Consider the following 12,567-nt stretch of genomic DNA (forward strand, 5'->3'; position numbering starts at 1 on the left):
TTGTAATGTGTGTATACAAGTTAAATAATTGTTATTAAATTGTGAAGAGAATCACACAATAGTAAAAGGTAGTTTGTTTTATATATAAAACAAATTGGACATATTTTATTTATCACGTTTGATTCATTTTGTTCTACAAAACTAATCATTATATATGTAGGTTATGAATATGAAAAACATTCAGAAATCACTTCTTGCAGCATTAATAGTTGCTGGTTATGCGGTAAATACTCAAGCGGCTGTTACTGGACAGGTTGACGTTAAATTAAATATCTCAACAGGCTGTACTGTAGGTGGTAGTCAAACTGAAGGGAATATGAACAAGTTTGGTACTTTAGATTTTGGTAAAACTTCAGGTACTTGGAACAACGTATTAACAGCTGAAGTCGCTTCAGCAGCAACAGGCGGTAATATTTCTGTGACTTGTGACGGCACGGATCCTGTTGATTTTACAGTTGCAATTGATGGTGGTGAACGTACAGACCGCACTTTAAAAAATACTGCTTCTGCTGATGTAGTTGCATATAACGTTTACCGCGATGCTGCTCGTACAAACCTTTATGTTGTAAACCAGCCACAACAGTTCACTACAGTGAGTGGCCAAGCTACAGCGGTACCAATTTTCGGTGCAATCGCTCCAAACACTGGCACAGCAAAAGCTCAAGGTGATTATAAAGATACTCTATTAGTTACTGTAAATTTCTAAATATAAAAAGAAATAATTAATTGAGTGGCAGGTTTACTTAAAAGTGAGTGAACCTGTTTTAAATGGAGGGAAGATGATATTCAATCGTGGTTCTATATTTATAATTTCTTATTTTTTAATTTCTTCATTAAATGCGGGTGGAATTGGAGCTAAATTAACAAATCAAATTGAATTATTACCTTCTTGTTCTATTAATAATAAAGTTGTTGAAAATAATGCGACAAATTTAAATTTCGGAACTGTTGATTTTGGTGAAACTTCGAATGGTTTTAATGGGGTGATCGACGCAAGTTTGGTAAATAATGAAAACTCTGGTTTACAAATACAATGTGCTGGTATTTCCACTGTAAAAATAATATTTGGTTCTGGAAATAATGATAGTAAAGTTCCTACTTCATTTTCACAAAATTATTATCATGCATTAAGTAATGGTAGAGATTTTGTTCCTTATAACTTGCTCTATGGTTTAAATAAACAAGTAATTAGAGCGAATGATGCTTTTATTCTTAATGATATGAATACTAAAAAGAATATCGATATTTTTGGTCAAGCCATACACGATGGTGGACGTATATCTAAGGGTGAATATACAGATATAGTACCAATTACAATTGAGTTTTAAGAAAATGAAATATTTTTATTTTAAAGCAATATTATTGCTATCTGTAAGTCCATTTGTATATGCGGTAGATCCTCAATTAAATTCTAGCTTTAAAGTTCAAGCTAAAATTGAAAATGGATGTTCAATAGATAATATCGAACAAAAAATGGATTTTGGTCAGTATTCAGCTTTATCAAGAGATAAAGTCGTTTCCAATATTATAAATAGCAAAGAATCTTGGAATATCCGTTGTACAGAAAGTTTGCCTGTTAGTATTTCTATAGATGGTGGTGAAAATCTACAGAATAATGTAAGACGTATGAAAAATGGTTCATCTTCGAATTATTTACCTTATAAATTATATAACTCTAGCAGTTTATCTACTGAATATATTGTTGGTAATAAATATTTATTGCCTGCCACAACACCTACAAACCGTCTGGCAAATTTTGAAATATATGGTGTCGTTGATTTAGAAAATAATAATGAACCACATACGGCCGGAATTTATAAAGATACTGTTTCAATAATGATTACATGGTGATTTGTATGAACAATTCTGCATTTATTAAAAATGGCATTTTAAAATCTTTTTTATTTGCAAGTACATTATCACTTGTTACACCTGTGATGGCACAAGCAACTTTTTTAATTTGGCCTATTTATCCAAAAATTGAAGCCAATGAAAAAGCAACTGCGGTTTGGCTCCAAAATACTGGCAAGACCGATGCAATGGTACAAATTCGGGTGTTTAAATGGAACCAAGAAGGCTTAAAGGATAACTATAGCGAGCAATCAGAAATTATACCTAGTCCACCTGTAGCTAAAATTAAAGCAGGTGAGAAGCATATGCTTCGTTTAACCAAAAGTGCCAATTTGCCAGACGGCAAAGAACAGTCATATCGTTTGATTGTAGATGAGTTACCGATTCGCCTTTCTGATGGAAACGACCAAGACGCTTCTAAAGTGAGTTTCCAAATGCGTTACTCCATTCCGTTATTTGCCTATGGAAAAGGTATTGGTAGTGGTTTAACTGAAGAAAGCCAAAAAGCGAATGCAAAAAATCCTTTAGCCAAACCGGTTTTACAGTGGTCAGTCCGCAACAATGACCAAGGCCAGTCTGAGCTATATTTAAAAAATAATGGACAGAAATTTGCTCGCCTTTCGGCACTTAAAACTTCAAAAACTGGCCATGATATTTCTTTAGGGAAAGCTGCTTTTGGCTATGTTTTATCGAATAGTACCGTGAAGTTTGCTATTGATAAATCGACTGCAAATGAGTTGTTAAAAACTTCTAAAATTTATGGTGTTGATAGTTCTGGCATAAAACAAGAGTTAATCGAAATTAGCAAAATGGAGGATCCAACATGATCCTTCGGCATAATAATTTATGCAAAAGTATTTTGCTAATTTTGTTGTCGGGTGGATGCTTAAATATTCCAAATATTGCTTTTGCTGGCGATTTGCCTCCACCACCAAAAGATATTAACGAAATTAATCAACTGTTTAAGCTGTACCTAGACTTGGTTGTAAATCAATATTCAGTGCAGCAGGTTGTACCTGTTATTGTTAAAAATGATGAGTACTTCATACAAAAAAACAAGCTGATTGATGAGTTAGAAATTCAAATTCCTCAGGAGCTACTGACAAACAACGACACTGCTTTAACCAATCAAGATATCTTAACTTTGGGGTTTAGTGGTGATGCGAGTGACTGGATATCTTTAGATAAGTTGAAAGATGTAAGCTATGAATATCAATCATCAAACCAATATTTTAAGCTTAACTTTCCACCTGCTTGGATGCCGACTCAAGTTTTAGGTAAGGACTCATGGTATAAGCCTGTCGTTGCTCAGTCGGGTATAGGACTGCTCAATAACTATGATTTTTATACTTATAGGCCGCATCAGGGTGGCTCAACTAGCAGTTTATTTACAGAACAGCGCTTTTTCTCTCCGTTAGGGGTGATTAAAAACTCTGGTGTCTATGTCAAAAACCAATATAACAATGAAGGTAATGCCGAGTCTCTAGACAATGACGGCTATCGTCGTTATGACACGTCTTGGCAATTTGATAACCAAAAGAATGCTACGTCTTTTGTACTGGGTGACATTATTACTGGTAGTAAAACGACTTGGGGAAGTTCTGTTCGTCTAGGTGGTTTTCAGGTACAGAGAAACTATTCAACCCGACCAGATTTAATTACCTATCCCTTACCACAGTTTATTGGGCAAGCTGCTTTACCAAGTACAGTCGATTTAATTATTAATGGGCAAAAAACCAGCTCAACAGAAGTACAGTCTGGTCCATTTATATTAAATAATGTTCCCTTTATTAATGGTAAAGGTGAAGCCGTTGTTGTCACGACCGATGCAGTCGGACGTCAGGTCACGACTGCCGTACCGTTTTATATTTCCAATACTTTGTTAAAGCCCGGCCTATTTGACTATTCATTGTCTTTAGGGAAAATCCGTGAAGACTACGGACTTAAAAATTTCTCTTATGGAAAGTTTGCAAGTGCAGCCGACGCCCGTTATGGGGTAAATGACTGGTTTACCGTAGAAGGACGTACTGAGCTTTCCTCAGACTTACAGTTATTTGGTGCTGGGTCTGTACTCAAACTTGCAAACTTAGGTGTGCTGAGTGCTTCTTTTAGCCAAAGTAAGGCCGACAAATCTATGTCTGAAGATCGCACCAAAGACTTAGAGGGTAAGCAATATACGGTCGGGTACAGCTATAACCGTAATCGCTTTGGTTTTAGCATTAACCATAACCAGCGTGATGATGAATATACCGATCTTTCACGGCTGCAATATAGCAATTTAATTTCGGTCAATAGTAATAAAAGCTTAACGGCCAATACGTACTTTGCCACCAAAAACTCAGGGACTTTTGGTGTCGGATATATTGATACCAAAGCAAATGACTTTAAAAATCGCTTTTTAAACTTGTCATGGGCACCTGTTTTACCGACCTATATGAATGGCGTGACAGTTTCACTCAGTGCTAATCGTGACTTTATCGAAAAAGAGTGGAGTGCTGCATTTCAGCTTTCGATACCACTGTTCCAGCGAAACGCGACTGTGAACTCGGGTTATGCATTTAATAAAGAGGGCGATACGGGCTATGTTAATTTCAACCGTTCTGTACCGTCTGAGGGTGGTTTCGGAGTCGATTTAACCCGACGCTATAATGAAAATAGTGAAGATTTAAATCAGGCACGCATCAATTACCGCAACGGTTATATCAATACCGACTTTGGTATGTCTGGAAACCATGACTATAACTACTGGTTTGGTCTATCAGGTTCCCTAATTTATATGGCGGGTGAGGTATTTGCTTCAAATCGTTTAGGCGATTCTTTTGCCTTGATTGATACCAACCAAGTACCAGATGTTTTGGTTCGATACGAAAACAGTTTAATTGGCCGCAGTAATAAAAAAGGCCATATTTTTGTGCCGTCGGTGACGCCTTATTATTCGGGTAAATACAGCGTCGACCCAATCGACTTACCTTCAAACTTCACCATCACGCAAGTTGAACAACGTATTGCTGCTAAACGCGGCTCGGGTGTTGTGATTAAGTTCCCAGTTCATCAGTCTATTGCTGCCAACGTTTATTTAACTCAAGCAGACGGCAAACCTATGCCTGTTGGTTCTGTGGTGCATAGAGCTGACCAAGAGTCGTCTTATGTGGGAATGGATGGCATTGTCTATTTAGAAAACTTAAAACCGAATAATACCGTGACTGTTCAACGTTCGGATCAAAGCATTTGTAAAGCAGATTTTTCTGTAGATGTAGAACAAGCCAAGCAACAGATTGTGGTGGTTAAGCCTGTTATGTGTCATGAGGTATCTTTACCATGAATATAAAAACAAAAAAATTACTTCGCCATTTAGGCATATTTTCTGGACTGATGCTGGCTGGAAATTTGGCTCATGCTGCATGTAGTGTGAGTGCTTCGGGTTCATCTTCTATTTCGGTTCCGTCTATTTATTTAACGGAAAACGGTGAAAACTCTTCACAGTTTAATTCGGGTTTGTCATGTACGGGTTTTAGCTTAGCTTTGGCGAACATGACCTATTTAAAATATCGGGTTGAGCAAATGTCGAATTCATTTACCAATGCTCAAACTGGAGAAAAACTCAATGCTATTATTTTAGATAGTAACAATGAAATCATTAGCTTAGGCCAAGAAAAAGACATGAGTAGCTTTACACTGGTCAATCTTTTTAGTGGGCCAGATGGTAATTTGCCTTTCTATATACGCCTTCCGGCTGGGCAAAGTGTATCACCGGGTGTGTATCAAGCTGACTCACCATTAAAAGTAAAATGGTTCTATTCTGTACCCGCAGTTGCAATTATTGGAATTGGGGCCTTCTTTGAAAGCCCTGGGTTTAAACGTGGGGTATTAGGTATTGGTTTTAACTGGGGAAGTGGAGCAGACTCGCTTGGTTCACTCTCTATTACCGTACTTCCGGACTGCCGAATTTTAACGCAAGACGTAAACTTTGGTACGGCCGCTTTTGCTTCTAAGCTTGAGCCTGTGCAGTCGTCTATGGGAATACGTTGCTCTGTAAATACACCATATTATGTGAGTTTAAATAATGGGCTTTCCCCGCAAAACGGCAACCAGCGTGCTATGAAGTCGCAAACGGGAAATACATATTTAAAATACGATATTTTCAAAAACTCATCGAATGACCGATGGGGAACCGGTAACGAGCGTTGGTCGAGTTTAAATGCAACTCTTAACCCTGGTGTCCATAACGGAGTAACGCAGCAGAGCTATGTGTTTACCACAAAAATTGTCGATGAAAATGCAGACACAGTACCAGCGGGAACGTATCAAGATACGGTTACGGTACAAGTCGAATTTTAAAAGCTGATTTATATAGAAGATAAAAGCTCAGTTCATGGGCTTTTTGACTTTAAAAGAAATGCTTAATTTTTATAAACTTACTCAAGCTCTAATTGGTCATCATCTTTGGTAATTTTAATCTTTATCTTTTTATATTTTCGTTTATTTGGATCTAACGCCGAGTTTATTACTTCATCCGCAAAAGGCGGGCACTGCATGAGCTTTGCATACGCTTTATAGCCGATGCGTATTCGAGTAGGTGGGCAATCGGTTCTTTTTGAATAGTATTCAATGAGAGAGTTCAGTTCTTGTAATAAAGTTTGCTGTTCCATCATACATACTTAACACTTAGATAACTCAAGCATAATAGACTTAAATGTTTAGTGGAATATGTATTTAAAATATACAAGTTGCTTAAATTGTGACCTATTTCGCTAAAACTACTATTTTGTGTATCAAGTTTGTTTTTATATAAGTATAAGCTGTTTTTTTAACCGAAATGTCATAATGAAAAGTTAAGTTAGGCCTATAACAAGAAAAGATGAAGATTGTTGCGAACAATAAAACCAAGAAGCAATTTTCAAGTAAAGCTGGTCTGTTGTAATTAAGCTAATTCGAAAGAATTGGCTTTTTTGTTTTAACAAAATGAGTCATTTTTGTGTACTCAAGTGAGGTGATCAAAAGTGTTCTGATCACCACCCCATGCTCTTAATAATTAATTAAAATAATTATTGATATGCGATATATAACCTTGATCATTCAAAAAGGGGATAATTAAATGTTGCTGTGCTCTAGTTATCCCCACATATGCAAGACATTTTTCGGCTTCAGGATCTCTATCTTCTCTAGGCATATTGTCTAGACCAATAAAAAAAGCTATAGGAAATTCTAAACCCTTACATCCTTCAATATACATAACTTTAATACTATTTAATAAGGGATTAAAGTTCAGTTTTTCTTCCCGTTTAAGTAAAAAAGTGACAGCATCTGGACCAAAAGTCTCTAATAAATTTTTTCTGATTAGTTCAAGCAACTCACGATTACCTGGTGTAATAATGATACCCATATCTTTAAAGGTGTATTTATCTGATGAAATTGCTTTTTGAATTGCTTTAATTAAATATAAAGTTAATTCTTCAATATTTTTTAACTGTTTAAGAACAGGTTCTGAGCCAGAATGACAATATTCTATATTAGGTGTTAGGCGTGATGATAAATCATCTTCATCAGTTAGTATCTCATTTGAGCCATCAGAAAATAAACTAGCTAATCTAAGGATCTCCTTTGTATTGCGATAGCATTCTTTAAGTTCGGTTGGCTTTTTACCTTGTACAGTTAGTCCAACAGATTTCCAATTAGGACGCTTTCGGCCAAAGACATTTTGTGCTGGGTCATAGCAAAATAAGATACTATTTGTTTCAGGATCAATTAGATTGGTTATTCCTCGTACCCAATCATCTGAAAGATCCTGACCTTCATCAATTAAAATCGCTTGATATTTTTCAGTAGAATTCTCATTTATATAGTCGATTAATAAACGACCTATTCGCTCATTATATTGACTTTGATCTTCATCTGGATATTTTTTTAAATTTGCTTGAGTAATTTTCTTAACTAGTCCATGAAAATGAGTAATAGTGATATTTGATGGTGAATTTTCATTTAAGATATTCAGTTTAAGTTGATTTAACAAATTAAGGTTAAAACATATAACAAGAATTTTCCATTCAGGATTTGTCTGCTGTAAATACTTAGCACGACATGAGAGAACAACACTTTTCCCACTTCCTGCTACACCTTTTAGAATTCGATGTCCTTCACCAATATTTTTTGCTACTTTTTCTTGCTCAACACTTAAAGCTTTAACTGTATTTATATTTAAAAATTCAGTTTGATCACCAATACGAATTTCAGGAAATAAAGTATATCTTAGATGTTGTAACTCTTTAAAATTCAGAGGTTCAAAAGGAAAGTTAATACGATCGAATTTTAATGACGCTTTAATTTTTTTTATAAAATTCTTACATTCATCTCGATTGTCTAAATCAAAATTAAGGTCATCAGAAAACAAAGCTTGCTCATTTGGTATTATTGAATCATTAATTAATCCTAAATCAGTTGCTTCTTTACGACTCATATTTGTAAATGCAATACATTTGCCGATAGGAAAACGGATATTTCCTGCATATTCACCATCAACTTGGATCAAAGAGGTATTTTTGCCTACAAGGTCCCTAATTTTGTTGACGTAATTTCTTGCTTGTTGCAAAGGATTTGTAACTTCTACTTCTTCATTTTCATTATAGAAGTTACCGCGAAATTTACGTGGGTTAAAACTTTTAAACCTATTTTTAGACCAATCTTTTACTTCTAAAACTATTATCCCAAAGTCTTGGCTGAAAATTACAAAATCACTATACCGTCCTAGAACAGGAGTGTCATACCAAACATAATGTTCATCATCGGGATGAAGAGCTTCTCGTAAAATTTTAAATATTTTCTTCTCGCCAGATGTTGCTTTATGAATCTTTAAAATACTTTCAGGGATCATTTCAGCCATAGATTTATCTCAAACTTTTTATAAAGGATTATTTTAAGAAGTTGGCAATTGTAAGAAATAATGTGAAACATATCAAATTTATATATAATGTTTTAATAAATCTCTTTAATCTGGAGTTAATAAAGATAATGGAACAGCTTTTACCTATTAATTATTCTGAAATTCCAGATAATTTTAATAAACTAAGAGATTTATTTGAATATGGGTGGGAAAATGGCGATACCGATTATGGTTGGTTTTGGCAATGGCATAGTTCATTCGAAGAGAAATTTGAGCTTTATGAAATCAAAACGGGTTCATTTGGAGATGGGTATATTGTCTTAATAAAAGCAATTTTAAGTGCAAAATATGGCAAACCAATAGGCTATAAGTTTTCAAAACTTTTACAAGTAGCGCATGTTCTTTTAGAGCATCATCCAGAATTTTGGAAACATTTTCTATTAGTAGTAAAGTATTATGGTCATATGGATTTGCTTAAATCACAAGATATAAAAGGGAAGTTGTTTAGTAAAACTAAAAAAATATCAGCAGAGAATTTTGATTCAGATCACTCTTATAATTCATTGATAGAATTTTTGTGTCCCATTTTTGAAGGGAGATTATTTTTATGGGAATATCAGCAGACTTCTACTGAAGAAAAAAATTTTGATTTACCACTCGTCGCTTTACAATATTTTTTTGAAAATTCGCGTCCCTTTAAAGAGTTAGGTTTTAGCCAAACTCAATTTGAATCATGTGTTAGACGTTATTTATTAAATTATTTTGATGTTGATCATAGACTTTCTGTTGTAAACAATGAGTACGTTATAAAATCTATAAATATTGCCAAGATGAGTAATAAAGATCACACGCATTTATCTGTTTTTTCTCGTAGGGATGTAGATTGGCAAAATGCAGAAATTAAACTTTTTTTATCAGTAGTTTCATTTTTAGAATTAGAAGAATTTATTGAACAAGGTTTATATTGTAGTAATAGTGACTGTTTCTTTTTGACACTAAAAGACGATCAACTAAAAATTACTAAAAAGAAAAATCATTTAATAGATAAGCTTTTTTCAAGAATATTAGAACTTACGATAGGTCAATATGAGTGGAATGATATGATTGGGCACGGTTTTCCATCTTTATTTATTGATGATGCTATTTCTAGTTTATAAACCCCAATTTAACAATAAATTTTAATTATTTATCCTTACTTTTTAATGCTCTATTTTAAAACAAATGTCATTTTGTATGCTTGACTGTAATAGGGTTGAGCACTATCCTTTGCCTGCTGGCCACATTGCCAGTCAGCTTTTGACAGAGCTGGTACAAAAGGCGCACAACAACGTTTTTATCGTTTTGTGCGTACTCCTAAGTCACGCCTTTATGGTGAGGCTAGGAGGGGCACGCTTGCGTGCGCTGGTTTCCTTTTGTACCAGTCTGTCAACCCTTCTAGTCTTGCCACCATTATTTGACAGTAATTGGTAAGACTCTTTTAAATCAAAAGGAGTCCGCACATGCGTACTATTTCTTATTTATTGGCCTTCGCCAAATTCTCTCTGCCCATACCGCTTAAAAAGTCTATAAAACGGTTTAATCGACTCTAGGTTTTCTACACTTTAAGAATCGTTACGACTAAAAATCATAGCAACAATAAACCCGAGATAGGCGAGCACACCATTACCGTGCGGCTTTTGCATGCCTGTATTTAGCACTCAATTTAAGAGTGACGGCATTTCTATCTCTTTTATATACAACAAAAAATTATTTTAATCGGTAAAACTATGCCACATTATTTAGAAACGTCTTCCAAGAAATTACACATTATTCGAACGGCTATACGTCTATTTACAATCTATGGCTTTCATACCGCAGGTGTAGACCTGATTGCCAAAGAGTCCAACGTTCCGAAAGCCACGCTGTACAACTACTTTCGCTCAAAAGCAGGACTCATTGAAATATGCCTTTTACTTCAAAAAGACACGCTCATGGAAAAAGTAAGAGAGGTACTAGAAACAACACAATATTCCACTATGACTGATAAACTTAGACAAATTTATCTTTTACATGCCGACTTAAATAGCGCTTATTACCTACTGTTTAAAGCGATTTTTGAAACTAAATCGCTTTATCCTTACGCTTACCAAAGTGCTGTACGCTATAGGCGTTGGCTAAAAAATGAAGTGTTCTGCCTTATGGTCGAAACTAAAAAAATGGTTTCTTATGCAGAAGCAGAGATTTTGGTATTTATGATAGATGGGGCAATTTTAGGCCTTTTAACTTCAGACAGAATTGAAGAGCAAACTAAATTGTTAGATTACTTTTTGGTGAGAGTTGCCTAAAAAAACTCAGAGCAACCCGAGTTATTGAGCTTGGGTTGCTAAACGCCTAATACGGTAATGCCGTCATATTCGTTTTCGGCTTTCTCAAGAAATTTTGTAATTTCTATGATCATGTTAAGTGCTTGTGGTTTGAAAAAATTGAAGTGGTTTGCAAACCATTTTGTTTCTTCTTCGAAAATGAGTTTTAATGTCGTATCGTGTTTATCTAACTGATTTATAAATGAATGAAGCATATATAAATCTTTTATAATTTCTCCAATTTTTTCAGAGCTAATAAAAGTAACTCCCCAATGGAAAAACTTTTCTTTATCTCGGTTAAATACATTTTCAACGAGTGAAAAAGCAATTTCATCAATAACTATAGAGTCTATACAATCTTTATTTCTATTTAGATCCAAAGGTATCACTTGAACATTTAAGGATCCAACTAAACCAGAAACGAATTTAACATCAAAGTTGATTTTCATATCAAAGAGCTAAATAGCTTAAATTTTATATCTCTAAGATTAAACTATGACATAAATTCAATAGATTAGAGAATATAGTGTCTGATTTAGATGGTCTCTAGCTCAATTAATGTATTGATATAGTTCCATGTTTTCTCTGGTTCAATCGGATTGTCTTCGCAAACCGAACCGTTAATTAAGCCATCTAGAAGAGAGAGAAATAGGTGAGTTAGCGTTATAGGGTCCTTTATTTCTAATTCCTTAACAATAGAAGTAGTGGTGTCAAATAACCAATTTCGATACTCATCTAGCACAACTTGAATAGATGGGTATAAGCTTCCTACATCCATACGTGCTTTATGAAATGGACACCCTCTGGCACCATTTTGATTTACCCAATTGATATACCACATATACAGTTGTTCTAATTTTTCTAAAGGAACTGATTGTTTCGAGATATGCTCTTCTACAGCAATCTGAATATCGAGTTTTAACTGCTTTAAGCAAGCCACCACCAGTTCTTCTTTAGATGGAAAATGTTTATAAAAAGTCGCTTTGGCAATATCCGATTCAGCAATAATACGGTCTATACCGACAGCAATATAACTTTCCTGAATAAAGAGCTGAGTTGCAGTGCTTAGAATGATTTCTCGTTTTGATGGTTTTTTTAATTTTACTTGTGCATTCATAAGGGTTTATTGCAATTTGTGGAAGTGTTAGGTTTGTTATTTTAATTTATAGAAGGGCGGTTAGACTAGTCGCAATGGATGAAATTTAAACAAAAAAGCAGACAGAACTGTATGTATTTAATGGCATATGTTGAATTATGATCTAATTTATAAAAATGTAATGTTTAATTTAATAAGATTGACCAAAATTTAGAGTGTTTTTTCTTCATTCCCAACCTCATTTGTTGTACAACCATTTTTTATATGCATCCCTGAATAGTTAGCTTTTTACAATGTATAGATGGGTAATTTTTCTTCATCAGGCTATGACAACAAAGCTGATCTGTTTACCAACTCATGTCTATATTTTACTCAAGACATTGAAACTAAGTATTAAATAG

At 34.5% G+C, this 12,567-nt stretch carries 12 protein-coding genes; 8 read left to right on the top strand and 4 right to left on the bottom strand.

Annotated elements, in window-relative coordinates; translation table 11 throughout:
• Positions 1-169 precede the first annotated feature (169 nt).
• The 6 genes from csuAB (at position 170) to csuE (ending at position 6,189) form a co-directional block, all read left to right on the top strand.
• On the top strand, positions 170-706 hold the full coding sequence (gene csuAB, locus ACH63V_RS17035) for a Csu fimbrial major subunit CsuAB (protein ID WP_002049140.1): 537 nt from the start codon (positions 170-172) through the stop codon (positions 704-706).
• 73 nt (positions 707-779) lie between these two features.
• Positions 780-1,328, top strand: a complete 549-nt coding sequence (locus ACH63V_RS17040) for a spore coat protein U domain-containing protein (RefSeq protein ID WP_396464178.1) — start codon at positions 780-782, stop codon at positions 1,326-1,328.
• A gap of 4 nt (positions 1,329-1,332) precedes the next feature.
• Positions 1,333-1,851 (top strand): spore coat U domain-containing protein, encoded by a 519-nt coding sequence (locus ACH63V_RS17045; RefSeq protein ID WP_396464167.1) that lies wholly within the window; start codon positions 1,333-1,335, stop codon positions 1,849-1,851.
• A complete protein-coding gene (csuC, locus tag ACH63V_RS17050) occupies positions 1,845-2,678 on the top strand; it encodes a Csu fimbrial biogenesis chaperone CsuC (RefSeq protein ID WP_396464168.1) in 834 nt (277 codons plus the stop codon). Before ACH63V_RS17045 ends, csuC begins: the two co-directional genes overlap by 7 nt.
• The gene (gene csuD, locus ACH63V_RS17055; RefSeq protein ID WP_396464169.1) at positions 2,675-5,173 is read left to right on the top strand and encodes a Csu fimbrial usher CsuD; all 2,499 of its coding nucleotides are present in this window, start codon (positions 2,675-2,677) and stop codon (positions 5,171-5,173) included. The genes csuC and csuD overlap by 4 nt, the downstream gene beginning before the upstream one ends.
• Positions 5,170-6,189, top strand: a complete 1,020-nt coding sequence (csuE, locus tag ACH63V_RS17060; protein ID WP_396464170.1) for a Csu fimbrial tip adhesin CsuE — start codon at positions 5,170-5,172, stop codon at positions 6,187-6,189. Before csuD ends, csuE begins: the two co-directional genes overlap by 4 nt.
• A 77-nt stretch (positions 6,190-6,266) precedes the next feature.
• On the opposite strand, the gene ACH63V_RS17065 is transcribed toward csuE, so the two are convergent.
• Complete coding sequence (locus tag ACH63V_RS17065; protein ID WP_343568443.1) at positions 6,267-6,500, bottom strand: hypothetical protein; 234 nt, start codon at positions 6,498-6,500, stop codon at positions 6,267-6,269.
• 383 nt (positions 6,501-6,883) lie between these two features.
• Positions 6,884-8,728, bottom strand: a complete 1,845-nt coding sequence (locus tag ACH63V_RS17070) for a 3'-5' exonuclease (protein WP_343568286.1) — start codon at positions 8,726-8,728, stop codon at positions 6,884-6,886.
• A 128-nt stretch (positions 8,729-8,856) separates the two neighbouring features.
• On the opposite strand from ACH63V_RS17070, the gene ACH63V_RS17075 reads away from it, so the two are divergent.
• Positions 8,857-9,885, top strand: coding sequence for a hypothetical protein (locus ACH63V_RS17075; RefSeq protein WP_396464172.1), 1,029 nt, complete (start codon positions 8,857-8,859; stop codon positions 9,883-9,885).
• A gap of 609 nt (positions 9,886-10,494) precedes the next feature.
• Positions 10,495-11,052, top strand: coding sequence for a TetR/AcrR family transcriptional regulator (locus ACH63V_RS17080; RefSeq protein ID WP_396464174.1), 558 nt, complete (start codon positions 10,495-10,497; stop codon positions 11,050-11,052).
• 38 nt (positions 11,053-11,090) lie between these two features.
• Here the strand turns inward: ACH63V_RS17080 and ACH63V_RS17085 are convergent, their stop codons facing one another.
• Together ACH63V_RS17085 and ACH63V_RS17090 are read right to left on the bottom strand one after the other, a co-directional pair.
• Positions 11,091-11,519, bottom strand: a complete 429-nt coding sequence (locus tag ACH63V_RS17085; RefSeq protein WP_396464175.1) for a hypothetical protein — start codon at positions 11,517-11,519, stop codon at positions 11,091-11,093.
• A gap of 86 nt (positions 11,520-11,605) precedes the next feature.
• On the bottom strand, positions 11,606-12,187 hold the full coding sequence (locus ACH63V_RS17090) for a TetR/AcrR family transcriptional regulator (RefSeq protein WP_396464176.1): 582 nt from the start codon (positions 12,185-12,187) through the stop codon (positions 11,606-11,608).
• Between the last annotated feature and the right edge of the window lie 380 nt (positions 12,188-12,567).

Origin of the sequence: Acinetobacter sp. ABJ-A23_2, from assembly GCF_044538765.1 — a bacterium.
In the GTDB taxonomy this organism is placed as follows: Bacteria; Pseudomonadota; Gammaproteobacteria; order Pseudomonadales; family Moraxellaceae; genus Acinetobacter; species Acinetobacter nosocomialis_A.

What these genes read in the sequence shown, in the direction of transcription:
- csuAB (WP_002049140.1), top strand. Translation starts at nt 170, where the DNA reads ATGAAAAACATTCAGAAATCACTTCTTGCAGCATTAATAGTTGCTGGT.
- ACH63V_RS17040 (WP_396464178.1), top strand. Translation starts at nt 780, where the DNA reads ATGATATTCAATCGTGGTTCTATATTTATAATTTCTTATTTTTTAATT.
- ACH63V_RS17045 (WP_396464167.1), top strand. Translation starts at nt 1,333, where the DNA reads ATGAAATATTTTTATTTTAAAGCAATATTATTGCTATCTGTAAGTCCA.
- csuC (WP_396464168.1), top strand. Translation starts at nt 1,845, where the DNA reads ATGGTGATTTGTATGAACAATTCTGCATTTATTAAAAATGGCATTTTA.
- csuD (WP_396464169.1), top strand. Translation starts at nt 2,675, where the DNA reads ATGATCCTTCGGCATAATAATTTATGCAAAAGTATTTTGCTAATTTTG.
- csuE (WP_396464170.1), top strand. Translation starts at nt 5,170, where the DNA reads ATGAATATAAAAACAAAAAAATTACTTCGCCATTTAGGCATATTTTCT.
- ACH63V_RS17065 (WP_343568443.1), bottom strand. Translation starts at nt 6,500, where the DNA reads ATGGAACAGCAAACTTTATTACAAGAACTGAACTCTCTCATTGAATAC.
- ACH63V_RS17070 (WP_343568286.1), bottom strand. Translation starts at nt 8,728, where the DNA reads ATGGCTGAAATGATCCCTGAAAGTATTTTAAAGATTCATAAAGCAACA.
- ACH63V_RS17075 (WP_396464172.1), top strand. Translation starts at nt 8,857, where the DNA reads ATGGAACAGCTTTTACCTATTAATTATTCTGAAATTCCAGATAATTTT.
- ACH63V_RS17080 (WP_396464174.1), top strand. Translation starts at nt 10,495, where the DNA reads ATGCCACATTATTTAGAAACGTCTTCCAAGAAATTACACATTATTCGA.
- ACH63V_RS17085 (WP_396464175.1), bottom strand. Translation starts at nt 11,519, where the DNA reads ATGAAAATCAACTTTGATGTTAAATTCGTTTCTGGTTTAGTTGGATCC.
- ACH63V_RS17090 (WP_396464176.1), bottom strand. Translation starts at nt 12,187, where the DNA reads ATGAATGCACAAGTAAAATTAAAAAAACCATCAAAACGAGAAATCATT.